This window comes from Streptomyces guryensis (assembly GCF_021261325.1).
Taxonomy (GTDB): Bacteria; Actinomycetota; Actinomycetes; order Streptomycetales; family Streptomycetaceae; genus Streptomyces; species Streptomyces guryensis.
Window position 1 is genome coordinate 119607 of the sequence record NZ_JAJSBI010000010.1, and the last position, 25423, is coordinate 145029.

Here is a 25423-nt window from a genome sequence, read left to right on the forward strand (position 1 = left end):
CTAGCCCTTGAGGGCTTCCACGTTGGCGGCCCGGCGCGCGAACACCTCGTCGCGCCGGTCCGCCACCTGCCGGAGCGCGTCCTTCCGCTCCCGCCCGGAGAGCCGGTCCAGATAGACCTGGCCGTCGCAGTGGTCGGTCTCGTGCGCCAGGCAGCGTGCGAAGTAGCCCGTGCCCTCGATGGTCAGGGGCTCGCCGTCCTTGTCGAATCCGCGCACCACCGCCCGGTCCGGACGCGGTACGTCCATCACGGCGCCCGGCACCGACAGACACCCCTCGCTCTCGTCGAGCAGCCGGCGCCCGGCGGGGCCGAGGGTGTCGAGCACCGGGTTGACGACGTGCCCGACGTGCCGGCCCCCTTCGTCGTCCGGGCAGTCGTACACGAACAGCCGCAGGCCGACGCCGACCTGGTTCGCAGCGAGCCCGGCCCCTTCGGCGACGTACATCGTCAGGAACATGTCGTCGATGAGCGCGGCGAGATCGGGCCCGAACTCCGTCACGTCCCGGCACGGCCGGTGCAGAACCTCTTCCCCGACCTCGGTCACGCGCCGCACCTTCCCGCGTCGGGCCTCGGGCGCGAGCGGCGGATACGAGTCGACGGGCCTGCCCTGCACGAACACACGTGGCATGTCTGTGTCTCCCTGTGATTGTGAGGATGCCGTGAGTGGCGGGGAAACGGGTTCCGGCGCGCGGGACCCCTCCCTACCCTCCGTTGTTCATGACAACAGAACACGCGCGGCAGCCGCAGGAGAACACCGGCCACACCCGCAGACGCTTCCTCACCGGTGCCGGGGGAGCGGCGGGCGCGCTCGCCTTATGGCCCGCCGGACGCGCGCACGCGGCCTCCGCCGGCAAACGCGTAGCCGTCCTCGGCGGCGGAGTCTCCGGCCTCAGCGCCGCCCACGAACTCGCCGAACGCGGCTACGCCGTCACCGTGTACGAGTACTACGACGTCCTCGGCGGCAAGGCCCGCTCGATGCCCGTCCCGGGCACCGGAACCGGCGGCCGGCGGCCGCTCCCGGGCGAGCACGGCTTCCGCTTCTTCCCCGGCTTCTACCGGAACCTGCCGGACACGATGCGCCGCATCCCCTTCCCCGGCAACGCGACCGGCGTCCACGGCAACCTGCGAGGCGCCACCGAGGAACTGTTCGCCCGCAGTTCCGGCCGCGCGGACCTGCACTTCCCCCTGCGCCGCGTCACCACGCCGCCCGCACCCGGCGACATCACCTCGTCCTGGATCCGCGACCAGATCCTCTCCGCCCTGGACCTGGGCACCCGCCTGCCCGCCCACGAGGCCGCCTACTTCGCCGACCGCCTCCTCGTCCACCTCACCAGCTGCGACGCCCGCCGCGAGGACCAGTGGGAGAAGACCGCCTGGTGGGACTTCATCCGCGCCGAGGAGATGAGCGAGGAGTACCGGACCCTCCTGGGCATCGGCCAGACCCGCAACCTCGTCGCCACACGCGCGGAGGTGGCCTCCACCCGCACCGTCGGCCGCGTCATCATCGAGGCCCTGATCCTCTGGGGCCTGCTCGGCCGCGGCCTGGACGGCGACGCCGACATCGACCGCGTCCTCAACGCCCCCACCAGCGAGGCATGGATCGACCCCTGGGAGACCCACCTTCGCTCCCGGGGCGTCGAGTTCGTGCTCGGGACGCAGGTCCGGGAGGTCGTGTACGAGGGCGGCCGGGTGACCGGCGTACGCCTCGCGGCCCGCGACGGCAGCCAGGAGCGCACCGTCACCGCCGACCACTACGTCTCCGCCATGCCCGTCGAGCACGCGCGCGGGACGTGGGGCAGGGCGCTGCGGGCGGCGGATCCGCAACTGGCGCGCTGCGACGCCCTGCGGACCGACTGGATGACCGGCGTGATGTTCTACCTGCGCACGCCCACCCCCGTCGTGCACGGCCACATCAACTGCCTCGACTCACCGTGGTCGGTGACGGGCATCGGGCAGGCCCAGTTCTGGGACGTGAGGGACTTCTCGCGCGACTACGGCGACGGACAGGCCCACGACTGCCTGTCCGCGATCATCTCGGAGTGGGACAAGCCCGGCATCCTGTACGGCAAGACGGCCAAGGAGTGCACCAAGGACGAGATCGTCGCCGAGCTCTGGGCCCAGCTGAAAGACGGCCTCAACGACTCCGGCAAGACGACCCTCACGGACGACGACCGCCTCGGCTGGTTCATGGACCCGGCGGTGACGGGCCTCGGCGGCCCCGCCCCGCACAACCGCGAGCAGCTCCTCATCCACCCCACGGGCACGCTCTACAACCGCCCCTCGGCCCGCACGACGGTCCCGAACTTCTTCCTCGCCGGCGACTACGTCCACACCGATGTCGACCTGGCGACGATGGAAGGCGCCAACGAGTCCGCGCGACGGGCGGTCAACGCCCTCCTGGACGCGGACAATTCGGACGCCGAGCCGTGTGAGATCTGGGAGCTGTACCGGCCGCCGGAGATGGAGCCCCTGAAGCGGGCCGACGAACTGCGCTACAAGCTCGGCCTGCCCAACACCTTCGACCTGGGATAGGGCCGTCCGGCACAGGCCCGGCGGAAAGGACGGAAAGGCCGCTGCCCCCGAGCGGCTGCGGCCCTTCCGTGCGTCCGTGCCGCACGTGTTGCGCTGTGGAGTGCGTCAGAGCACCCGCACCGCTCCGGTCGGCGGGTCGTAGGAGAGCGGCCTCTCGACCACACCGGTCGACGGGTTCTGCGCGCCGACGAACATGCCGTCGCCGACGTACACCGCCACGTGGTACGCGCTGCCCGCGCTGCCCCAGTACAGGATGTCGCCCGGCTGCAGGTTGCTCAGAGACACCGGGGTGCCGGCGGTCGACTGGTCCTGCGAGACCCGCGGCAGGCTGATGCCGATCTGCTTGAAGGTGGTCTGCACCAGGCCCGAGCAGTCATAGGCGGATGAACCGGTCGCACCGGACACATAGGCCTTACCGACCTGAGCCTTGAGGAAGTTGACGATCGCGGCAGCCGAACCGGTGGCCGTGGACGAACTCGTCGAGAGGGTCGACGTGGTGGCGGCGAGGGTGGTCCGCTCCGCACTGCGGGACGCGGCCCGCTCGGCGGCGGCCTTGCGGGCGGCCTCGGCCTTCTTCCTGGCCTCGGCCTTCTTCTTCGCCTCCGCGAGGTCCGCCTTGGCCTGCTTCGCGGCGTTTGCGGCGGCCGTGTCACGCTCGGCCTGCAGCTCGTAGTTCGCGGCTGCCTGCTGTGTGGCGGCCGCGGACTGGGCGACCTGGTTGGCCAGATCGGCCGTCAGGGTGGGCAGTTGCAGGGTCTGCGTCGTCTCGGCTGCGTTCGCCGAGGCCGCGCCCGCCGCCGCCATGCTGAGAACGCCACCGGCAACTCCGGCGCGCACGGCGATGTTCGTCGTCGCGCTGCGGCGGGGCTTCCGGTGGCTGCGTATGTGAGCGGTGTGGGACATGAGAACAACGGGTATCAGGGGCTCCTCCATACCTTCAAGAAATGTGTGCTGCGCCACAGTTGTTCAGTCGGCGCCCCGAATTCCGGGTCTCTCACTCTTTATTGACGCCGTAACGGACATTGCGGGCACGGCCCATCAGGCCCGTGATCACGGTCTTTCATGATTACGCCCGGATTGCCCCGCACCTACCACTGGTTGGGACAGGTGGCCAAGCCCCGCTCTCAGGCACCTCTCACGGTGTGGCGGAGGTCACGCAACGGTCACGGCAATGTGTGCGTCTCGCGCGAAGATCACGACCCGATTGCGCTCGGGTCACGACCGGACCCCGCTCGTGAATGTGTGCACGCGTCCACACCGCACAGCGCACCTCCCTCTGATGTGTGAACGCGGGTCACTATCAGGACATCTCGTCCAACACCAATTTGCATGCAAGGGAAGTCTCTTGATATTGAGACGCCCCTCGCGAGCTGCGCCGACGAGCGAAAATGCCACGTCTGGTGATCACTCGGACACTTCAGGTAGGAAGATCACTGCTCATCCGACTTCATGATCCTTCGTCAGGTGGTGGAGATCACAAAGCTTGTGTAATACCCCGTGTCGCAGATCACAGAGCGGCGGGCATAAGATGCGAGGCAGTTGGGCTTGTGACCTGCTTCACATGTTCTCGATCTTCGCCCGGGACGGGCGGGGTTGGGGAGGCGTATGAGGTCGGTGTGAGTCCGATGTGCCATCGCCAGCAGTCAGTGCCGACTGAGAGGAGCGAGGAGCGGTGAACGCGTATGCGCCCATCCTCGTACTGGGAGCCCTCGGGGCAGGCTTTGCGATCTTCTCCGTGGTCATGGCCACGTTGATCGGTCCGAAGCGGTACAACCGGGCCAAGCTCGAGGCCTACGAGTGCGGGATCGAGCCGACCCCCACGCCGGCCGGCGGCGGGCGCTTCCCCATCAAGTACTACCTGACGGCGATGCTCTTCATCGTCTTCGACATCGAGATCGTCTTCCTCTACCCCTGGGCCGTCACGTTCGACGCCCTGGGGATCTTCGGGCTCGTGGAGATGCTGCTCTTCGTGCTCACCGTCTTCGTCGCGTACGCGTACGTATGGCGGCGCGGCGGCCTGGAATGGGACTGAGGGGCCTTTAGAACATGGGACTCGAAGAAAAGCTGCCGAGCGGATTCCTGCTGACCACCGTCGAGCAGGCCGCGGGCTGGGTGCGCAAGGCGTCCGTCTTCCCGGCCACGTTCGGCCTCGCCTGCTGCGCCATCGAAATGATGACCACCGGCGCCGGCCGCTACGACCTGGCGCGCTTCGGCATGGAGGTCTTCCGAGGTTCTCCCCGCCAGGCGGACCTGATGATCGTGGCCGGCCGGGTGAGCCAGAAGATGGCGCCGGTGCTGCGCCAGGTCTACGACCAGATGCCGAACCCGAAGTGGGTGATCTCCATGGGGGTCTGCGCCTCCTCGGGCGGCATGTTCAACAACTACGCGATCGTCCAGGGCGTCGACCACATCGTCCCGGTCGACATCTATCTGCCCGGCTGCCCGCCACGGCCCGAGATGCTGATGGACGCCATCCTCAAACTGCACCAGAAGATCCAGAGCTCCAAGCTCGGCGTGAACGCCGAGGAAGCGGCACGCGAGGCGGAGGAAGCGGCGCTCAAGGCCCTGCCCACGATCGAGATGAAGGGGCTGCTGCGGTGAGCGACGCGAACGGCACCAACGGAGCGTCGAACGGGGTGAACCCCGAAAAGGACCTCGGCGCATCCAACCTCCCCGGCCAGCGCGGCGAGGGCGGCGAGGAGATCCGCGTCCAGCGCGGCATGTTCGGCGCCAACAACGGTGGCGACACCTCCGGCTACGGCGGCCTGGTCCGCTCGGTCCGCCTCCCGGGACCCGCGGCCCGCCCCTACGGCGGCTGGTTCGACGAGGTCGCCGACGAACTCGAGGGCGCGCTGGAGGAGCAGGGCCTGCTCCCGGACAACGCGATCGAGAAGACGGTCGTCGACCGCGGCGAACTCACCTTCCACATCGAGCGGGAGCATCTGCTGCGGGTCGCCCGGACCCTGCGCGACGACCCCGCGCTGCGCTTCGAGCTCTGTACCGGCGTCAGCGGCGTCCACTACCCGCACGACAAGGGCCGCGAGCTGCACGCCGTCTACCACCTGCGCTCGATCACCCACAACCGGCTGATCCGCCTCGAAGTCAGCGCCCCGGACGCCGACCCGAAGATCCCGTCCCTGGTCTCCGTCTATCCCACCAACGACTGGCACGAGCGCGAGACCTACGACTTCTTCGGGATCGTCTTCGACGGTCACCCGGCCCTGACGCGGATCATGATGCCGGACGACTGGCAGGGCCATCCGCAGCGCAAGGACTACCCCCTCGGCGGCATCCCCGTCGAGTACAAGGGCGCCCAGATCCCGGCTCCGGACCAGCGGAGGTCGTACTCGTGAGCACTTCGCAAGCCTCTCCTCGCGAGACCACTGAAGGCACCGTCTACACGGTCACCGGTGGCGACTGGGACGAGGTCGTCCAGTCCGCGGCCCGGGCCGACGACGAGCGCATCGTCGTCAACATGGGGCCCCAGCACCCCTCCACCCACGGAGTGCTCCGCCTGATCCTGGAGATCGACGGCGAGACGGTCACCGAGGCCCGCTGCGGCATCGGCTACCTGCACACCGGCATCGAGAAGAACCTCGAGTTCCGCACCTGGACGCAGGGCACCACGTTCGTGACGCGGATGGACTACCTGACGTCCTTCTTCAACGAGACCGCCTACTGCCTCGCCGTCGAGAAACTCCTCGGCATCGAGGACCAGATCACCGAGCGCGCCAAGATCATCCGGGTGCTCCTGATGGAGCTGAACCGGCTCTCCTCGCACCTGGTGTGCATCGCCACCGGCGGCATGGAACTCGGCGCCACCACGATCATGATCTATGGATTCCGTGATCGTGAAATGATTCTCGACATCTACGAGCTCATCACGGGCCTCAGGATGAACCACGCGTACATCCGCCCCGGCGGACTCGCGCAGGACCTGCCGCCCGGCGCGGTGGACCACATCCGCGAGTTCGTGAAGAAGATGAAGAAGAACCTCCCGGAGTACGACAAGCTCGCCACCGGGAACCCCATCTTCAAGGCCCGTATGCAGGACGTCGGCTATCTCGACCTGGCCGGCTGCATGGCCCTCGGCGCCACCGGCCCGATCCTGCGCTCCACCGGCCTTCCGCACGACCTGCGCAAGACGCAGCCGTACTGCGACTACGAGACGTACGACTTCGACGTCCCGACCGCCGACACCTGCGACTCCTACGGCCGCTTCCTGATCCGCCTCGAGGAGATGCGCCAGTCGCTGCGGATCGTCGAGCAGTGCCTGGACCGGCTGCAGCCCGGCCCGGTCATGGTCGCCGACAAGAAGATCGCCTGGCCCGCCCAGCTCGCCCTGGGACCGGACGGGCTCGGCAACTCCCTCGACCACATCAAGAAGATCATGGGCACCTCCATGGAGGCCCTGATCCACCACTTCAAGCTGGTCACCGAGGGCTTCCGCGTGCCGCCGGGACAGGCGTACGCGGCCGTCGAGTCGCCCAAGGGCGAACTCGGGGTGCACGCCGTGTCCGACGGCGGCACCCGCCCCTTCCGGGTCCACTTCCGGGACCCGTCCTTCACCAACCTGCAGGCCATGGCGGCGATGTGCGAGGGCGGCCAGGTCGCCGACGTCATCGTCGCCGTCGCGTCCATCGACCCCGTGATGGGAGGCGTCGACCGGTGACCACCAGTTCTTCCGAGCGGGGCGTCAGCCTGGGCATGCCCGAACTGCCCGCGCCCGCCTACCCGGACGACATCCGGGCCCGGCTCGAGGCGGACGCGCGCGAGCTGATCGCCCGCTACCCCGACTCCCGGTCCGCACTCCTGCCGTTGCTGCATCTCGTGCAGGCGGAGGAGGGCCATGTCACGCGCACCGGGATGCAGTTCTGCGCGGACATGCTGAACCTGACCACGGCCGAGGTCACCGCGGTCGCCACCTTTTACACCATGTACCGGCGCAAGCCGTCCGGTGACTACCAGGTGGGCGTCTGCACCAACACCCTCTGCGCGGTGATGGGCGGTGACGCGATCTTCGAGGAGCTCCAGGAGCACCTCGGCGTCGGCAACGGCGAGACCACCGGCGACGGCAAGGTCACCCTGGAGCACATCGAGTGCAACGCGGCCTGCGACTTCGCGCCGGTGGTGATGGTCAACTGGGAGTTCTTCGACAACCAGACCCCGGCCAGCGCCAAGCGCCTCGTCGACGACCTGCGCGCGGGACGCGACGTCGAGCCCACGCGCGGGGCGCGCCTGTGCACCTTCAAGGAGACCGCGCGGATTCTGGCCGGCTTCCCCGACGAGCGGCCAGGGGCCGTCGAGGAGAGCGGCAGTGCGGGACCGGCGTCGCTGGTGGGCCTCCGCCTGGCAAGGGGAGAGACCGCACCCGCGCGCGTGGTCCATCCGCGGGACGGCGGCCCGCACGAGGACGAGCCGCAGGACAGGGCAGTGCACGAACCGTCGCCGACCGAGCACCTGAGCTCACACGATGCGCCGCACGACACGTCGGCCTCCGACCCGGCCCACCCGGCAGGGCCTGCCGCCGAGGAGGGGGAGTGATGACCTTGGCACCCGAACTCAGGAACAACAGCCCCGAGAAGCTGCTCGCACCCGTGCTGTCGGCCTTCTGGGACGAGGACCGGTCCTGGACGCTGGACGTCTACCGAAGGCACGAAGGATACGAGGGGCTCCGCAAGGCGCTCGCGATGTCCCCGGACGACCTGATCGCGTACGTCAAGGACTCCGGGCTGCGCGGCCGTGGCGGCGCGGGATTCCCGACCGGAATGAAATGGCAGTTCATTCCCCAGGGAGATGGAAAGCCACACTATCTAGTTGTCAACGCCGACGAATCGGAGCCCGGGACGTGCAAGGACATCCCGCTCCTCTTCGCGAACCCGCACAGCCTCATCGAGGGCATCGTCATCGCGTGTTACGCCATCAGGTCTTCGCATGCCTTCATCTATCTGCGTGGTGAAGTAGTCCCCGTACTGCGGCGGTTGCACGAGGCCGTGCGCGAGGCCTACGAGGCCGGCTACCTCGGCGAGAACATCCTGGGCAGCGGGCTGGACCTCCAGCTCACCGTGCACGCGGGCGCCGGCGCGTACATCTGCGGTGAGGAGACCGCACTGCTCGACTCGCTCGAAGGCCGCCGGGGTCAACCGCGGCTCCGTCCCCCCTTCCCTGCGGTGGCGGGCCTCTACGCGTGCCCGACTGTTGTGAACAACGTCGAGTCGATCGCGTCGGTTCCCGCAATCCTGCATCGGGGCAAAGAATGGTTCCGGTCGATGGGCAGCGAGAAGTCCCCCGGCTTCACGCTCTACTCGCTCAGCGGCCACGTCGCCAGCCCCGGCCAGTACGAGGCCCCGCTCGGCATCACACTGCGCCAGCTCCTCGAAATGAGCGGCGGCATGCGGCCGGGCCACCGCCTCAAGTTCTGGACGCCGGGCGGCTCCTCGACGCCGATGTTCACCGACGAGCACCTCGACGTACCCCTCGACTACGAGGGAGTCGGCGCCGCCGGATCCATGCTCGGCACCAAGGCCCTGCAGTGCTTCGACGAGACGACCTGCGTCGTGCGCGCCGTCACCCGCTGGACCGAGTTCTACGCCCACGAGTCCTGCGGCAAGTGCACGCCGTGCCGCGAAGGGACGTACTGGCTCGTGCAGTTGCTGCGCGACATCGAGGCGGGCAAGGGCGTCATGTCCGACCTCGACAAGCTGAACGACATCGCCGACAACATCAACGGCAAGTCGTTCTGCGCCCTCGGCGACGGCGCCGCCTCGCCGATCTTCTCCTCGCTGAAGTACTTCCGCGAGGAGTACGAGCAGCACATCACGGGCCGCGGGTGCCCCTTCGACCCTGCCAATTCGACGGCCTGGGCCGACCGCACGGAGGTGAACGCATGACCGTGACCACCAGCGCTCCCGCAGGTGGGGGAGAGGCGGCGGTCCCGCCGGAGGATCTCGTCTCGCTGACGATCGACGGCGCCGAGATCAGCGTGCCCAAGGGCACCCTGGTCATCCGGGCCGCCGAGCAACTCGGCATCGAGATCCCCCGGTTCTGCGACCACCCTCTGCTCGACCCGGCCGGCGCCTGCCGGCAGTGCATCGTCGAGGTCGAGGGCCAGCGCAAGCCGATGGCGTCCTGCACCATCACCTGCACGGACGGCATGGTCGTGAAGACCCACCTCACCTCGCCGGTCGCCGAGAAGGCCCAGCACGGTGTGATGGAGCTCCTCCTCATCAACCACCCGCTGGACTGCCCGGTCTGCGACAAGGGCGGCGAGTGCCCCCTGCAGAACCAGGCCATGTCCCACGGGCAGGCCGAGTCCCGCTTCGAGGGCAAGAAGCGGACGTACGAGAAGCCCGTCCCCATCTCCACACAGGTGCTGCTCGACCGTGAGCGGTGCGTGCTGTGCGCCCGCTGCACCCGGTTCTCCAACCAGATCGCGGGCGACCCGATGATCGAACTGCTGGAGCGGGGCGCGCTGCAGCAGGTCGGCACCGGCGAGGGCGACCCCTTCGAGTCGTACTTCTCCGGCAACACCATCCAGATCTGCCCCGTCGGCGCCCTGACCTCGGCGGCGTACCGATTCCGCTCCCGGCCCTTCGACCTCGTGTCCTCGCCGAGCGTGTGCGAGCACTGCTCCGGCGGCTGCGCCACCCGCACCGACCACCGGCGCGGCAAGGTCATGCGGCGGCTCGCCGCCAACGACCCCGAGGTCAACGAGGAATGGATCTGCGACAAGGGGCGGTTCGGGTTCCGGTACGCGCAGCAGCGGGACCGGCTCCAGACGCCGCTCGTACGGAACGCGGAGGGTGACCTCGAACCGGCCTCCTGGCCGGAGGCGCTGCAGATCGCCGCTCAGGGACTGCTCGCCTCGCGCGGCAGGACCGGCGTCCTGACCGGCGGCCGCCTCACCGTCGAGGACGCCTACGCGTACAGCAAGTTCGCGCGCGTGGCCCTCGACACCAACGACATCGACTTCCGCGCGCGCGTGCACGGCGCCGAGGAGGCCGACTTCCTCGCCGCGAAGATCGCCGGACGCGGACGTGATCTCGACGGTACGGGCCTCACGTACACCTCCTTGGAGAAGGCGCCCGCCGTTCTGCTGGTCGGGTTCGAGGCCGAGGAGGAGGCGCCCGGCGTCTTCCTGCGGCTGCGCAAGGCCTGGCGGGGGCACGGGCAGAAGGTGTTCTCGCTCGCCACGCACACCACGCGCGGCCTGGAGAAGGCCGGCGGCACGCTGCTGCCCGCCGCTCCGGGCACCGAGACCGAGTGGCTGGACGCACTCGCCAGCGGGGTCGGACTGGAGGACGGCGGGGCGAAGGCGGCCGAGGCGCTGCGGGCCGAGGGCGCGGCGATCGTCGTCGGCGAGCGGCTGGCCGCTGTGGCAGGCGCTCTCACCGCCGCCGTACGGGCCGCCGCCGCAACCGGCGCCCAGCTGGTGTGGATCCCGCGGCGGGCCGGTGAGCGTGGCGCCCTTGAGGCGGGCGCGCTGCCCTCGCTGCTGCCGGGCGGACGCCCTGCCACCGATCCACGCGCGCGTGAGGAGGTCGCCGCGGCCTGGGGCCTCGCCGAACTCCCGCACCGCTACGGCCGCGACACCAGCCAGATCGTCGAGGCCGCCGCAACGGGCGAACTGCAGGCACTGCTGGTCGCGGGCGTCGAGGTCGCCGACCTGCCGGATCCGGCACGCGCGCGTGAAGCACTGCAGGAGGCAGGCTTCGTGGTGTCGCTGGAGCTACGCCCCAGTGAGGTCACCGAACGCGCCGACGTCGTACTTCCCGTCGCCGCGGTCGCCGAGAAGGCCGGCACCTTCCTCAACTGGGAGGGCCGGGTGCGCTTCTTCGAGGCCGCGCTCAAGCCGGACCAGATGGCCCGCCGCCTCGCGCCCTCCGACGCGCGCGTGCTGCAGATGCTGGCCGACGCCATGGACGTCCACCTGGGTCTGCCGGATCTGCGCACCGTACGCGCGGAGATCGACCGGCTCGGTCCCTGGGACGGGCCCCGCGCCACCGAACCCCTGGAGACCGCGGCCCAGCTGCCGCGGCCGGCCGCCGGGGAAGCCGTACTGGCCGGGCACCGTCTGCTGCTCGACCAGGGACTCCTCCAGGAGGGCGACGAAGCGCTCGCCGGAACCCGGCACGCCGCTCACGCGCGCGTGTCGGCCGCGACCGCCGCCGAGGCAGGCGTCAAGGACGGCGACACCATCGCCGTGACCGGTCCCTCCGGAGCGGTCGAACTGCCGCTGCGGATCACGGAGATGCCCGACCGGGTGGTCTGGCTCCCGCTGAACTCCGCAGGCGGGGGCGTCGCCTCCGACACCGGGGCGCTGCCCGGCGCTCTCGTCCGCATCGGCCCGGCGACGCTCGTCGGCGAGGCCCCCGAGGAGGTGGAGGCATGAGCCCGTACCTCGCCGCTGAAGACCTCTCGATGTTCGGCCACGACCCCTGGTGGCTGGTCGTCGTCAAGGCCGTCTTCTGCTTCGCCTTCCTGATGGTGACCGTGCTGTTCTCCATCGTCTGGGAGCGCAAGGTCGTCGCCTGGATGCAGCTGCGCATCGGCCCCAACCGGCACGGCCCCTGGGGCATGCTCCAGTCGCTCGCCGACGGCATCAAGCTGATGCTCAAGGAAGACGTCATCGTCAAACGCGCGGACAAGGTCGTCTACGTCCTCGCACCGATCGTCGCGGCCATCCCGGCCTTCATGGCGATCGCGGTGATCCCCTTCGGCCCGGCCGACAACGAGATCTCCGTCTTCGGCACCCGCACCACGATGCAGCTGACCGACCTGCCGATCGCGATGCTGTTCATCCTCGCGGTCGCCTCGGTCGGCATCTACGGCATCGTGCTGGCGGGTTGGAGTTCCGGATCCACCTATCCGCTCCTCGGCGGCCTGCGCTCCTGCGCGCAGATGATCTCGTACGAGATCGCGATGGGCGCCGCCTTCGCCTCCGTGTTCCTCTACTCGGGGTCGATGTCGACGTCGACGATCGTCGCGCAGCAGCACGACCGCTGGTACATCGTCCTGCTGCCGGTCTCCTTCATCCTCTACATCGTCACGATGGTCGGCGAGACCAACCGCGCCCCCTTCGACATGCCGGAGTCCGAGGGCGACCTGGTCGGCGGCTTCAACACCGAGTACTCGTCGATCAAGTTCGCGATGTTCATGCTCGCCGAGTACGTGAACATGGTGACGGTCTCGGCCGTGGCGACCACGCTCTTCCTCGGCGGCTGGCGCGCCCCCTGGCCGATCAGCACCTTCTGGGAGGGCGCGAACCACGGCTGGTGGCCGCTGCTCTGGTTCGTGATCAAGGTCCAGCTGCTGCTGTTCGGCTTCATCTGGCTGCGCGGCACGCTCCCGCGGGTCCGCTACGACCAGCTGATGAAGCTTGGGTGGAAGGTCCTCATCCCGGTCTCCGTGGTCTGGCTGATGCTGGTCGCGACCGTCCGGGCCCTCAGGAACGAGAACTACGACTTCGCCGACATCGCCCTCTACATCGGCGGCGGCGTCCTCGCCCTGCTGCTTCTGTCCTTCGTCGCCGACATCTTCCGCGACAAGGCGGGGAAGGCCGAGCAGCCTGCCGAACAGGCCGCCGGATTCGACCCCATGGCGGGCGGATTCCCCGTGCCGCCGCTGCCGGGACAGGAGCTGCCGGCGGTGCCGAGGCGCAGCCCGCGCCGCGAGCGAGAGCTGATTGTCAGTGGCGGGCCGGATACTGCCAGTGACGGATCTTCGGATGGAAAGGAGGCGTCCGATGGCTGAGGAACCCAAGGAGACCAAGCCCGGTTTCATGAACCCCGTCGCAGGCTTCGGCGTGACCTTCAAGGCCATGTTCAAGAAGCGGCTGACCGAGCAGTACCCCGAGCAGCAGAAGACCACCGCCCCCCGGTTCCACGGACGGCACCAGCTCAACCGCCATCCGGACGGCCTGGAGAAGTGCGTCGGCTGCGAGCTGTGCGCGTGGGCCTGCCCCGCCGACGCCATCTACGTGGAGGGCGCCGACAACACGGACGAGGAGCGCTACTCGCCGGGCGAGCGGTACGGGCGGGTGTACCAGATCAACTACGCCCGCTGCATCCTGTGCGGCCTGTGCATCGAGGCGTGTCCCACGCGCGCGCTGACGATGACCAACGAGTTCGAACTCGCCGACTCCAGCCGCGCCAACCTCATCTACACCAAGGAGCAGCTGCTCGCGGGCCTCGAAGAGGGCATGGTCGACAGCCCGCACGCCATCTACCCGGGGATGGACGAACAGGACTACTACCGGGGGCTCGTCACCGAGGCCGCGCCAGGCACCGAGCGCCAGGTGGCACTCTCCAAGGGCGAGGTCGTCCAGGAGGCCGCCTCCACCTTCGGTGAGGACGAGCCCGCCTCGGAGAAGGTGATCGGCCGATGAGCGCGCAACTCGCCGCCTACTCCACCTCCACCGGAGAGGCCTTCCAGTTCTGGGTCCTCGGCACCGTCGCCGTGATCGGCGCCCTGGCCACCGTCTTCATGAAGAGGGCCGTGCACAGCGCGCTCTCACTCGCCGGCACCATGATCATCCTGGCGATCTTCTACCTCGCCAACGGCGCCTACTTCCTGGGCATCGTGCAGATCGTCGTCTACACCGGCGCGATCATGATGCTGTTCCTGTTCGTGGTGATGCTCGTCGGCGTGACGGCCGCGGACTCCCTGAAGGAGACCATCAAGGGCCAGCGCTGGCTGGCCCTTCTCTGCGGGCTCGGCTTCGGCGTCCTGCTGCTCGCCGGAATCGGCAACGCCTCCCTCAAGGACTTCAACGGCCTGGGCGAGGCCAACGCGAACGGCAACGTGGAGGGCCTCGCGGCCCTCATCTTCACCAAGTACGTCTTCGCCTTCGAAATCACCGGCGCCCTGCTGATCACCGCCGCCGTCGGCGCCATGGTGCTCACCCACCGCGAGCGCACCGAGCGCGCCAAGACCCAGCGCGAGCTGTCCGAACAGCGCGTCCGGGAAGGCAAGCACATGCCGCCGCTGCCGGCGCCCGGCGTGTACGCCCGGCACAACGCGGTGGACATCGCAGGCCTGCTGCCCGACGGCACCCCGTCCGAGCTCACGGTCAGCAAGACGCTGCGTGAACGCGGCCAGATCCGTGACGTGTCGGCCGAGGCGCTCAACGACCTGCGGGCGCTGGAGCAGCGCGCGGAGGAACGCCTGGAGCGGACCCCGATCGATCCGGCGAACCTCAAGCGGGCCGAGGAGGCGTCGAAGTGAACCCGGTCAACTACCTGTATCTCGCCGCCCTGTTGTTCACGATCGGCGCCACCGGCGTACTGATCAGGCGCAACGCGATCGTCGTGTTCATGTGCATCGAGCTGATGCTCAACGCCTGCAACCTCGCGTTCGTCACCTTCTCCCGGATGCACGGCAACCTCGACGGCCAGATCATCGCCTTCTTCACGATGGTCGTCGCCGCCGCGGAGGTCGTGGTCGGGCTCGCGATCATCGTGTCCCTGTTCCGTTCCCGCCACTCGGCCTCGGTCGACGACGCCAGCCTGATGAAGCTCTGAGGGGTCGCTGAATCGTGGAGAACCTGATTGCGCTGCTGGTGGCGGCGCCACTGCTCGGAGCGGCCGTACTGCTGTGCGGCGGCCGGCGGCTCGACGCCGTCGGCCAGTGGATCGGCACGGTCCTCGCCGGCGCCTCCTTCGTCATCGGCGTCGTCCTCTTCGCCGACATGCTCGGCAAGGACGCCGAACACCGGATCCTGATCCAGCACCTGTGGACGTGGATCCCGGTCGAGAGCTTCCAGGCGGACGTCACCTTCCGTCTCGACCAGCTGTCGATGACGTTCGTCCTGCTGATCACCGGCGTCGGCTCGCTGATCCATCTGTACTCCGTCGGGTACATGGAGCACGACGAGCGCCGCCGCCGCTTCTTCGGCTATCTGAACCTGTTCCTCGCGGCGATGCTGCTGCTCGTCCTCGCCGACAACTACCTGCTGCTGTACGTCGGCTGGGAAGGCGTCGGTCTCGCCTCCTACCTGCTGATCGGCTTCTGGCAGCACAAGCCCAGCGCGGCGACGGCGGCGAAGAAGGCCTTCCTGGTCAACCGCGTCGGCGACATGGGCCTGTCCATCGCCATCATGCTGATGTTCACGACGTTCGGGACCTTTGCCTTCGGGCCGGTGTTCAGCCACGTCGGGGAAACCGGCGAGGGCAAGCTCACCGCCATCGGCCTGATGCTCCTGCTCGCCGCCTGCGGCAAGTCCGCCCAGGTCCCGCTGCAGTCCTGGCTCGGGGACGCGATGGAGGGCCCGACCCCGGTCTCGGCCCTGATCCACGCCGCGACCATGGTGACCGCCGGCGTGTACCTGATCGTACGCTCCGGAGCCATCTTCAACGCCGCGCCCGACGCCCAGCTCGCCGTCACCGTGGTCGGTGCGGTCACGCTCCTGTTCGGTGCGATCGTCGGTTGCGCGAAGGACGACATCAAGAAGGCCCTGGCCGGCTCGACCATGTCGCAGATCGGCTACATGGTGCTCGCGGCGGGCCTCGGCCCCATCGGCTACGTCTTCGCGATCATGCACCTGGTGACGCACGGCTTCTTCAAGGCCGGGCTGTTCCTCGGCGCCGGATCGGTCATGCACGGCATGAACGACGAGGTGGACATGAGGAAGTACGGCGGACTCAGGAAGTACATGCCGGTCACCTTCATCACCTTCGGCCTCGGCTACCTCGCCATCATCGGCTTCCCCGGCCTGTCCGGCTTCTTCTCCAAGGACAAGATCATCGAGGCTGCCTTCGCAAAGGGCGGCACCGAAGGCTGGATCCTCGGCGGCGCCGCCCTCCTGGGAGCGGCCATCACCGCCTTCTACATGACCCGCGTGATGCTGATGACGTTCTTCGGCGAGGAGCGCTGGCGCAACCAGCCCACCCGCTCCCCGGAGGCAGCGAGCGCCGAGCCCGCCGCCGAGCACCACGGCGAGCACGCGGAGCCGCACCCGCACGAGTCCCCGAAGGTCATGACGATCCCCATGATCGTGCTGGCCGTCGGATCGGTCTTCGGCGGCGCGTTCTTCAGCATCGGCGACCGCTTCCTGCACTGGCTGGAGCCGATCACCGGCCACAGCGAGGGCAACTCCCCGCTCAGCGCGGCGACGGTCACCGGCGGGACGATGGTCTGCCTGCTCATCGGCGTCGGCATCGCGTACGCCATGTACGGCCGCCGCCCGGTCCCGTCCGTCGCCCCCCGCGGATCGCTGCTCACCCGTGCCGCCCGGCGCGACCTGCTGCAGGACGACTTCAACCACGTCGTCCTCGTCCGCGGCGGCGAACACCTCACACGCTCCCTGGTGTACGTCGACCACACCCTGGTCGACGGCGTCGTCAACGGCACGGCGGCCTCGGTCGGCGGCCTGTCCGGGCGCATGCGCAAGCTCCAGAACGGCTTCGCGCGGTCGTACGCGGTCTCGATGTTCGGCGGTGCGGCGATCCTCGTCGCCGCGACCCTGCTGATGAGGGCGGTCTGATACCGATGTCCTTTCCTCTGCTGACAGCGACGGCGGTGCTCCCGGCGATCGGGGCGGTCGCCACGGCCGCCGTGCCGGCCGCGCGGCGCACCGCCGCCAAATCGCTCGCGCTGCTCGTCTCGCTCGCCACACTCGCCCTCGCGATCACGATCCTGGTGCGCTTCGACCCGGACGGCGGCCGCTACCAACTCACCGAATCCCACGCCTGGATCGCGGACTTCGGCGTCAGGTACGAGCTGGGAGTGGACGGCATCGCGGTGGCGCTGATCGCGCTGACCGCCCTGCTGATGCCGTTCATCATCCTCGCGGGCTGGCACGACGCCGACCCGCTGGAGACCGGAAGCAAGCGGTGGCGGCCCACACAGGGTTTCTTCGCTCTGATCCTGGGCGTCGAAGCGATGGTGATCATCTCCTTCGAGGCCACCGACGTCTTCCTCTTCTACATCTTCTTCGAAGCCATGCTCATCCCGATGTACTTCCTCATCGGCGGCTTCGGGGACCGTGCCCACGAGCACGGCGAGGAGGCGGCCTCGACCCAACGGTCCTACGCGGCCGTCAAGTTCCTCCTCTACAACCTGGTCGGCGGTCTGATCATGCTGGCCGCCGTGATCGGCCTGTACGTGGTCGCCGGGAACTTCAGCCTCCAGGAGATCGCGCAGGCCCGCGCCAACGGCTCGCTGCACATGGCGACGAACACCGAACGCTGGCTGTTCCTCGGCTTCTTCTTCGCCTTCGCGGTGAAGGCGCCGCTGTGGCCGCTGCACACCTGGCTGCCCAACGCCATGCAGGAGTCCACCGCCCCGGTCGCCGTCCTCATCACGGCGGTCGTCGACAAGGTGGGCACCTTCGCGATGCTCCGCTTCTGCCTCCAGCTGTTCCCGGAAGCCTCGAAGTGGGCGACGCCCGCCATCCTCGTCCTCGCCCTGATCAGCATCATCTACGGGGCGCTGCTCGCCGTCGGGCAGCGGGACATCAAGCGGCTGGTGGCGTACGCGTCCATCTCGCACTTCGGGTTCATCATCCTGGGCATCTTCGCGATGACCAGCCAGGGGCAGTCCGGCGCTACGCTGTACATGGTCAACCACGGCATTTCCACCGCCGCGTTGATGCTGGTGGCGGGCTTCCTGATCTCCCGGCGCGGTTCGCGGCTCATCGCCGACTACGGCGGTGTGCAGAAGGTCGCCCCGGTGCTCGCCGGCACCTTCCTGATCGGCGGCCTGGCAACCCTGTCGCTGCCCGGTCTGGCACCGTTCGTGAGTGAGTTCCTGGTCCTGGTCGGCACGTTCACCCGCTATCCGGCGATCGGGATCATCGCCACCTTCGGCATCGTGCTCGCCGCGCTCTACACCCTCGTCCTCTACCAGCGGACGATGACCGGCCCGGTGAAACAGGAGGTCTCCGCGATGCCGGACCTCAGGGCCCGAGAACTCGTGGTCGTCGCCCCCCTGATCGTGTTGCTGATCTTCCTGGGCGTCTACCCCAAGCCGGTCACCGACATCGTCAACCCGGCGGTGAAGTCGACCTTGTCCGACGTACACAAGAAGGACCCCAAGCCTGAGGTGGAGGCGGTGGCCAAGTGAGCGCATCAGCCGTCCACAGCCTGTGGACAACGGCGGCGACCGCGGCGGATCCGATTTCGAAGATCCCCGCGCCCAAGATCGAATACGGGCAATTGTCGCCCACCCTGATCGTCGTGGGCGCGGCGATCGTCGGAGTGCTGATCGAGGCCTTCGTGCCGCGCAAGTCCCGTTACTACGCCCAGGTGTTCGTGTCCGCCGTCGCGCTCGTCGCCGCCTTCGCGGCGGTCGTGGCGCTCGCGGCCGGCGGCTACGGCACCACCAAGGCGCACATCGCGGCGATGGGCGCCATCGCGGTCGACGGTCCGTCCCTGTTCCTGCAGGGCACGATCCTGCTGTCCGGCCTGGTCGGCCTGTTCACCTTCGCCGAGCGGCGTCTCGACCCGGAGACGCACGGCAACCGTGTCGACTCGTTCGCCGCGCAGGCCGCGTCCGTGCCGGGCAGCGACAGCGAAAAGGCGGCAGTGAAGGCCGGGTTCACCACCACCGAGGTCTTCCCGCTGCTGCTCTTCGCGATCGCCGGCATGCTGGTCTTCCCGTCCGCCAACGACCTGCTGACCCTGTTCGTGGCCCTGGAAGTCTTCTCGCTGCCGCTGTACCTGCTGTGCGCCCTGGCCCGCCGCAAGCGGCTCATGTCGCAGGAGGCCGCGGTCAAGTACTTCCTGCTCGGAGCGTTCGCCTCCGCGTTCACACTGTTCGGCATCGCCCTGCTCTACGGCTACGCGGGCTCCGTGTCGTACGCGACGATCGCACATGTCGTCGACGGCTCGGTCACGAACGTCGACCCGGCGCTCGCCAACACCATGGGCAACGACGCGCTGCTGCTCGTCGGCGGCGCGATGATCGTCATGGGCCTGCTGTTCAAGGTCGGCGCCATCCCGTTCCACATGTGGACGCCGGACGTCTACCAGGGCGCACCGACCCCGGTGACAGGCTTCATGGCGGCGGCGACGAAGGTGGCGGCGTTCGGTGCGCTGCTCCGGCTGCTCTATGTCGTCCTGCCCGGACTGCGCTGGGACTGGCGGCCGGTCATGTGGGCCGTCGCGATCGTCACCATGCTCGGCGGCGCGATCGTCGCGATCACGCAGACCGACATCAAGCGCCTCCTGGCGTACTCCTCGATCGCACACGCCGGATTCATCCTCGCGGGTGTCATCGCCACGTCGAAGGACGGCGTCTCCTCCGTCCTCTTCTACCTGGGCGCGTACTCCTTCGTGACCATCGGCGCCTTCGCCGTGGTGACACTGGTGCGCGACGCGGGCGGCGAGGCGACGCATCTGTCCAAGTGGGCCGGGCTCGGCCGCCGTTCACCGCTGGTGGCGGCCGTGTTCGCGGTGTTCCTGCTGGCCTTCGCCGGTATCCCGCTGACCTCCGGCTTCGCCGGCAAGTTCGCCGTGTTCAAGGCGGCCGCCGAGGGCGGGGCGGCCCCGCTGGTCGTGGTCGGTGTGATCTCGTCCGCGGTCGCTGCCTTCTTCTACATCCGTGTGATCGTGCTGATGTTCTTCAGCGAGCCGCGACCCGACGGCCCGACGGTCGCCGTGCCGTCACCGCTGACGATGGCCGCGATCGGGCTCGGCGTCGCGGTCACCCTGGTGCTCGGTGTGGCGCCGCAGTACTTCCTGGACCTGGCCGCCCAGGCAGGAGTTTTCGTGCGCTGATCCACCTGCGGTGCGGGTGGGGGGAGGGCTCCGGCTCCCTTTCGGGACCCGGAGCCCTCCGCCGTGCACGGGCAGGCCTGCCGACCTGCCGGCCTTCGGACAGACGGCTGTGCGCAGAGAGTCACCGATACGAGCCTGTGGACAACTCCTGGGCTGTCAGTGCGGACCCCTATCGTGGAGGCAGTGGTCGAAGGACGACGTACGGGGGACGGAACTATGGGTGGGATGGGCGGGATCAGCGAGATGCCAGGGGTGACCGAGAACGAGGCGCTGGCCACGCTGCACCGGGTCTTCGGCTACGAGGCCTTCCGCGGCGAGCAGGAAGCGGTCATCGAGCACGTGGTGGCCGGCGGCGACGCCGTGGTCCTCATGCCGACCGGCGGCGGCAAGTCGCTGTGCTACCAGATCCCCGCCCTGGTCAGACCCGGTACAGGCATCGTGGTCTCACCCCTCATCGCGCTGATGCAGGACCAGGTGGACGCCCTGCGGGCACTCGGCGTGCGCGCCGGGTTCATGAACTCCACGCAGGACTTCGACGAGCGCAGGGTCGTCGAGGCCGAGTACCTGGCCGGCGAGCTGGACCTTCTCTACCTCGCGCCGGAGCGGCTGCGGCTCGACTCGACACTGGACCTCCTCTCCCGCGGCAAGATCGCCGTCTTCGCGATCGACGAGGCGCACTGCGTGTCCCAGTGGGGCCACGACTTCCGCCCCGACTATCTCGCCCTCTCCCTGCTCGGCGAGCGCTGGCCCGACGTCCCACGGATCGCGCTCACCGCCACGGCCACGCACGCGACGCACCAGGAGATCACCCAGCGGCTGCACATGCCGACGGCCCGGCACTTCGTGGCGAGCTTCGACCGGCCCAACATCCAGTACCGGATCGTGCCCAAGGCCGACCCCAAGAAACAGCTGCTGGGCTTCCTGCGCGAGGAACACACCGGGGACGCCGGCATCGTCTACTGCCTGTCACGCAGGTCGGTGGACACCACGGCGGAGTTCCTGAGCCGCAACGGCATCGAGGCCGTCCCGTACCACGCGGGCCTGGACGCGGGCACCCGCGCGGCACACCAGTCCCGGTTCCTGCGAGAGGAAGGCCTGGTCGTGGTCGCGACCATCGCCTTCGGAATGGGCATCGACAAGCCGGACGTGCGGTTCGTCGCCCACCTCGACCTGCCGAAGTCGGTCGAGGGCTACTACCAGGAGACGGGCCGCGCCGGCCGGGACGGACTGCCGTCGACCGCGTGGATGGCGTACGGCCTCAACGACGTCATACAGCAGCGCAAGCTGATCCAGTCGGGCGAGGGCGACGAGGCGTTCCGGCGCAGGGCCGCCGCCCACCTGGACTCGATGCTGGCGCTGTGCGAGACCGCCCAGTGCCGGCGCGGCCAGCTGCTCGCCTACTTCGGCCAGGACCCCGACCCGGCGGGCTGCGGCAACTGCGACACCTGCCTTGTCCCGCCGGAGACCTGGGACGGGACCGTCGCCGCCCAGAAGGTGCTGTCGACGGTGGTGCGGTTGCAGCGGGAGCGGGGGCAGAAGTTCGGCGCCATCCAGATCGTCGACATCCTGCTCGGCAAACGCACGGCCAAGGTGATCCAGTTCGACCACGACCAGCTGTCCGTGTTCGGCATCGGCGAGGAGCTCGAAGAGGGCGAATGGCGGGGTGTGGTACGGCAGTTGCTGGCCCAGGGGCTGCTCGCGGTCGAGGGGGAGTACGGCACGCTGGTGCTGACCGAGGCCAGCGGGTCGGTGCTCCGGCGCGAGCGGGAGGTACCGCTGCGCAAGGAGCCCAAGAAGCCGGCGACCGCGCGGTCGACCTCGGGATCCTCCAGCCGGGGCGAGCGCAAGGCCAAGGCCGCGGCGGCCGAGCTGCCCGAGGAACTGCAGCCCGCCTTCGAGGCGCTGCGCACCTGGCGCGCCGAGCAGGCCCGGGAACAGGGCGTCCCGGCATACGTCATCTTCCACGACGCCACGCTTCGGGAGATCGCCACGGCCTGGCCGACGTCGGTGACGCAGCTCGGCGGCATCGGCGGGGTCGGGGAGAAGAAGCTCGCGACCTACGGCGAGGGTGTGCTGGAGGTGCTGGCCTCACTGGGCGGCGCACCCGGCTCGGCGTCGGCGAGTGGTCCGGCCACCGCGAATGGTCCGGCTCCGGCGGCCGAGGACGGCCTGGGTGACGACGACTGGCCCGAGATGGACGCGGAGCCGGAGCCGGAGGACTGGATATAGGCGAGGGCCGGGCGCCGTTCCGGTACTGGAACGGCGCCCGCCCCGCAGCGGATGGCATCGCGAAAGCCACCATCACATTGCGCGTGCCGCGTACGCCCTGACGTCCGCGTCCGAGTCCGCCGTGGCCGTGGCGAGGGCTGCGCGGGCGTCCTCGGTGCCGTTGTGCCGGGTCAGGGCCAGTACGGCTGCCTTGCGCACGTCGGCGTTCTGGTCCGCGAGGGCTTTCGCAAGGGCGGGGACGGCCACCTCCGGCTCGGCGGAGGACAGCGCGGTCGCGGCTCCCGACCTCACCTGCCAGGCCGACGCGGACAGAGCGGCCACGGCGCGTACGGCGAGCGGTGCCGGGCAGCCGGTGGTGCCCAGCGCCCCATATGCGGCGCCCTGCACCAGGGCGTCGGGGTCGCCGGTCAGGTCGGCCAGGGCGGCGAGGATGACGTCGAGACCGGCGCCGGACGGTCCCGCACCTTCCACGTCCCCTGCCTGCTCAGTCTGCCCCGCCCACACCGTCGCCAGGGCCTTGGCGAGGGCGACGCGGACCTCGCGGGACGGGTCGGTGGTCGCCGCGCGGGCCAGTTCGGTGGCGGCGTCGACCGAGACGAGGGCACGTACGGCCTCGATGCGGACGGAGATGACGGAGTCGGTCAGGGGGCCTGCGAACAGCGCCGCGTCACCCAGGCGCAGGGCGCGCAGGACGTCGAGGGCGGCGGCGCGGGCGACCGGGTCGGGTTCGGCCAGGGCGGCGACGAGGCCGTCACGCAGGGCGGGTTCCGGTGGCAGCGTCTCGACGAGTTCGCGCAGGGACGCAGCTGCCGCGGCCCGCACCTCGGTGGCGGCGTCGCGCAGAGCCTCGGCGAGGGCGGGACCGGTGCCCGGCGGCACCGTCTCGGTCAGCACGGCGACGGCCTCGCGGCGCACGGTGGGTGCCGGGTCGGTCAAGTAGGGACGCAGGGCGTCGAGTTCGGGCTCCTCGTCGGCGAGGGCCACGAGTTCGAGGAGGCGGGCGGAGGAGGTGGCGGGGGTGGGGTGGGAGGGGAGGGGGAGGCCCCCCCCCCCCCACGCCGCCGCCCCCCCGCCCCCCGCCCCCTCATCCCAAGCCCCCGAGCCCCCCGAGCCCCCCGACGCCCCCGACCCCACCGGCGCCACATCCCGAGACCCCGCCGTCGCCACATCCTCGGCGTGGACCTCGCCCAAGCTCCTGGATGGGCCGCCCACGGGCGTGAACTCGTCGACAGGCACCAGATAGGGAGCCACCGGACGGGCCGTGAACTCCATCGAACCGGAGGGGGACTTGTGCAGGTCGAGGTGGTGGAACCAGGAGGCGTCGTCGCGCTGGGGGTGGTCGATGCGGTCGTGGTACAGCCCCCACCGCGACTCCGTGCGGGCCAGGGAGGCGCGGGCGGCCATTTCCGCGCAGTCGCGGATGAAGGAGACCTCGGCGCAGCGCATCAGTTCGTGCGGGGTGCGCGCACCCATTTCCGCGATGTCGTCGTGCATCCGCTCGAAGGCCTCCAGGGCCAGCGACAGTCGTGCACCGGACTTGGGCGGGGCCACGTAGTCGTTCACGAAGCGGCGCAGTTTGTACTCGACCTGGGGCTGGGGCGGGCCGTCCGGATTGCGCAGTGGGCGGTAGATCAGCTCGTGCGCGTCCCGGAGCTGATCGGGGGGCAACTCGCCTTGGTACGGCGTGTACTGGGAGGCGTCCGCGCCCGCCAGGTCGCCGAAGACGAACGCGCCGATCATGTAGTTGTGCGGCACGCAGGCCAGGTCGCCGGCGGCGTACAGACGCGGGACGGTCGTACGGGCGTGGTCGTCCACTCGTACGCCCGAGGCCGAATGGCCGCCGCACAGGCCGATCTCGGAGATGTGCATCTCGACGTCGTGGGTGCGGTAGTCGTGGCCGCGGCCGGAGTGAAAGGTCCCTCTGGTCGGCCGCTCCGTCGAGTGCAGGATCGATTCCAGCGCGGAGATCGACTCCTCCGGAAGGTGGCTCAGCTTCAGGTAGACAGGTCCCCGGTCGCTTGCGACCTCCGCCGCGAACTCGGCCATCATCTGCCCCGACCAGTAGTCGGAGTCGACGAAGCGTTCGCCGTGCCGGTTGACCTGGTAGCCGCCGAACGGGTTGGCGACGTAGGCGCAGGCGGGGCCGTTGTAGTCCTTGATCAGCGGGTTGATCTGGAAGCACTCGATGCCGGTGAGTTCGGCGCCCGCGTGGTAGGCCATGGCGTAGCCGTCACCGGCGTTGGTCGGGTTCTCGTACGTGCCGTAGAGGTAGCCGGAGGCCGGGAGCCCCAGTCGGCCGCATGCGCCGGTTGCGAGGATCACTGCGCCCGCGCGCACCACGACGAACGCGCCGGTGCGTGTGTTGAAGCCGACCGCCCCTACCGCGCGCCCTTCCGCGGTGAGCACTCGCACCGGCATCAGGCGGTTCTCGATGCGGATCCGCTCCCGCATCTCGCGGCGCCGCAGCTGCCGGTACAGGACCTTCTTGACGTCCTTGCCCTCGGGCATCGGCAGCACGTAGGAACCCGACCTGTGCACCTGGCGGACCGCGTAGTCGCCGTGCTCGTCCTTCTCGAACTTCACGCCGTACGACTCCAGGCGCTGCACCATGCCGTAGCCGCGGGTGGCGGTCTGGCGGACGGTGGACTGGTCGACGATGCCGTCGTTGGCGCGGGTGATCTCGGCGACGTAGTCGTCGGGCTCGGCGCGGCCGGGGATGACCGCGTTGTTGACGCCGTCCATGCCCATGGCGAGCGCTCCGGAGTGGCGGACGTGGGCCTTCTCCAGGAGGAGGACGTTCGCGCCGTGCTCGGCGGCGGTCAGCGCGGCCATGGTGCCGGCGGTGCCGCCGCCGATGACGAGGACGTCGCAGCTGATCTCCTCGGCGTCCGTCAGGGCGGGGATCTCCAGGGGCGTGTTCACGGAGGGGGTGGTCACCGGGGGGGC

The 25423-nt window shown here is 69.4% G+C and carries 19 protein-coding genes; 16 read left to right on the plus strand and 3 right to left on the minus strand.

The window, feature by feature from the left end; all coding sequences use genetic code 11:
* Window positions 1-627: a peptide deformylase gene (gene def / locus LJ657_RS21190; RefSeq protein ID WP_232650341.1), complete on the minus strand. Its 627-nt coding sequence runs from the start codon at window positions 625-627 to the stop codon at window positions 1-3.
* A gap of 89 nt (window positions 628-716) precedes the next feature.
* Here def and LJ657_RS21195 point away from each other — a divergent pair, with 89 nt between their 5' ends.
* A complete protein-coding gene (locus LJ657_RS21195) occupies window positions 717-2531 on the plus strand; it encodes a hydroxysqualene dehydroxylase (protein ID WP_232650342.1) in 1815 nt (604 codons plus the stop codon).
* 105 nt (window positions 2532-2636) lie between these two features.
* Here the strand turns inward: LJ657_RS21195 and LJ657_RS21200 are convergent, their stop codons facing one another.
* Window positions 2637-3434, minus strand: coding sequence for a C40 family peptidase (locus LJ657_RS21200; protein ID WP_232650343.1), 798 nt, complete (start codon window positions 3432-3434; stop codon window positions 2637-2639).
* A gap of 769 nt (window positions 3435-4203) precedes the next feature.
* Between LJ657_RS21200 and LJ657_RS21205 the strand changes: the two genes are divergently transcribed.
* The 15 genes from LJ657_RS21205 to recQ all read left to right on the plus strand — a co-directional run bounded on the left by LJ657_RS21205 (window position 4204) and on the right by recQ (window position 22477).
* Complete coding sequence (locus LJ657_RS21205) at window positions 4204-4563, plus strand: NADH-quinone oxidoreductase subunit A (protein ID WP_003992243.1); 360 nt, start codon at window positions 4204-4206, stop codon at window positions 4561-4563.
* 14 nt (window positions 4564-4577) lie between these two features.
* Window positions 4578-5132 (plus strand): NuoB/complex I 20 kDa subunit family protein, encoded by a 555-nt coding sequence (locus tag LJ657_RS21210; RefSeq protein ID WP_007383964.1) that lies wholly within the window; start codon window positions 4578-4580, stop codon window positions 5130-5132.
* Complete coding sequence (locus LJ657_RS21215) at window positions 5129-5884, plus strand: NADH-quinone oxidoreductase subunit C (protein WP_030945324.1); 756 nt, start codon at window positions 5129-5131, stop codon at window positions 5882-5884. Before LJ657_RS21210 ends, LJ657_RS21215 begins: the two co-directional genes overlap by 4 nt.
* Window positions 5881-7203 (plus strand): NADH-quinone oxidoreductase subunit D, encoded by a 1323-nt coding sequence (locus tag LJ657_RS21220; RefSeq protein ID WP_099930701.1) that lies wholly within the window; start codon window positions 5881-5883, stop codon window positions 7201-7203. The genes LJ657_RS21215 and LJ657_RS21220 overlap by 4 nt, the downstream gene beginning before the upstream one ends.
* Complete coding sequence (nuoE, locus tag LJ657_RS21225; RefSeq protein WP_232650344.1) at window positions 7200-8075, plus strand: NADH-quinone oxidoreductase subunit NuoE; 876 nt, start codon at window positions 7200-7202, stop codon at window positions 8073-8075. Before LJ657_RS21220 ends, nuoE begins: the two co-directional genes overlap by 4 nt.
* Complete coding sequence (gene nuoF, locus LJ657_RS21230) at window positions 8072-9421, plus strand: NADH-quinone oxidoreductase subunit NuoF (RefSeq protein ID WP_232650345.1); 1350 nt, start codon at window positions 8072-8074, stop codon at window positions 9419-9421. Before nuoE ends, nuoF begins: the two co-directional genes overlap by 4 nt.
* Window positions 9418-11922, plus strand: coding sequence for an NADH-quinone oxidoreductase subunit G (locus LJ657_RS21235; RefSeq protein WP_232650346.1), 2505 nt, complete (start codon window positions 9418-9420; stop codon window positions 11920-11922). The genes nuoF and LJ657_RS21235 overlap by 4 nt, the downstream gene beginning before the upstream one ends.
* Window positions 11919-13283 carry an NADH-quinone oxidoreductase subunit NuoH gene (gene nuoH / locus LJ657_RS21240; RefSeq protein ID WP_232650347.1) on the plus strand — a complete coding sequence of 455 codons (1365 nt, stop codon included), beginning with the start codon at window positions 11919-11921 and terminating at the stop codon, window positions 13281-13283. The genes LJ657_RS21235 and nuoH overlap by 4 nt, the downstream gene beginning before the upstream one ends.
* Window positions 13276-13917 carry an NADH-quinone oxidoreductase subunit NuoI gene (gene nuoI / locus LJ657_RS21245; protein ID WP_099930706.1) on the plus strand — a complete coding sequence of 214 codons (642 nt, stop codon included), beginning with the start codon at window positions 13276-13278 and terminating at the stop codon, window positions 13915-13917. The genes nuoH and nuoI overlap by 8 nt, the downstream gene beginning before the upstream one ends.
* The gene (locus tag LJ657_RS21250; RefSeq protein ID WP_232650348.1) at window positions 13914-14756 is read left to right on the plus strand and encodes an NADH-quinone oxidoreductase subunit J; all 843 of its coding nucleotides are present in this window, start codon (window positions 13914-13916) and stop codon (window positions 14754-14756) included. The genes nuoI and LJ657_RS21250 overlap by 4 nt, the downstream gene beginning before the upstream one ends.
* The gene (gene nuoK, locus LJ657_RS21255; RefSeq protein WP_020130147.1) at window positions 14753-15052 is read left to right on the plus strand and encodes an NADH-quinone oxidoreductase subunit NuoK; all 300 of its coding nucleotides are present in this window, start codon (window positions 14753-14755) and stop codon (window positions 15050-15052) included. The genes LJ657_RS21250 and nuoK overlap by 4 nt, the downstream gene beginning before the upstream one ends.
* A gap of 14 nt (window positions 15053-15066) precedes the next feature.
* Complete coding sequence (gene nuoL / locus LJ657_RS21260; RefSeq protein WP_232650349.1) at window positions 15067-17013, plus strand: NADH-quinone oxidoreductase subunit L; 1947 nt, start codon at window positions 15067-15069, stop codon at window positions 17011-17013.
* A gap of 5 nt (window positions 17014-17018) precedes the next feature.
* Window positions 17019-18593, plus strand: a complete 1575-nt coding sequence (locus tag LJ657_RS21265) for an NADH-quinone oxidoreductase subunit M (RefSeq protein WP_232650350.1) — start codon at window positions 17019-17021, stop codon at window positions 18591-18593.
* Window positions 18590-20248 (plus strand): NADH-quinone oxidoreductase subunit NuoN, encoded by a 1659-nt coding sequence (gene nuoN / locus LJ657_RS21270; protein WP_232650351.1) that lies wholly within the window; start codon window positions 18590-18592, stop codon window positions 20246-20248. Before LJ657_RS21265 ends, nuoN begins: the two co-directional genes overlap by 4 nt.
* Before the next feature lie 216 nt (window positions 20249-20464).
* Window positions 20465-22477, plus strand: coding sequence for a DNA helicase RecQ (recQ, locus tag LJ657_RS21275; protein ID WP_232650482.1), 2013 nt, complete (start codon window positions 20465-20467; stop codon window positions 22475-22477).
* A 72-nt stretch (window positions 22478-22549) separates the two neighbouring features.
* On the opposite strand, the gene LJ657_RS21280 is transcribed toward recQ, so the two are convergent.
* Window positions 22550-25414 carry a fumarate reductase/succinate dehydrogenase flavoprotein subunit gene (locus tag LJ657_RS21280; RefSeq protein WP_232650352.1) on the minus strand — a complete coding sequence of 955 codons (2865 nt, stop codon included), beginning with the start codon at window positions 25412-25414 and terminating at the stop codon, window positions 22550-22552.
* Between the last annotated feature and the right edge of the window lie 9 nt (window positions 25415-25423).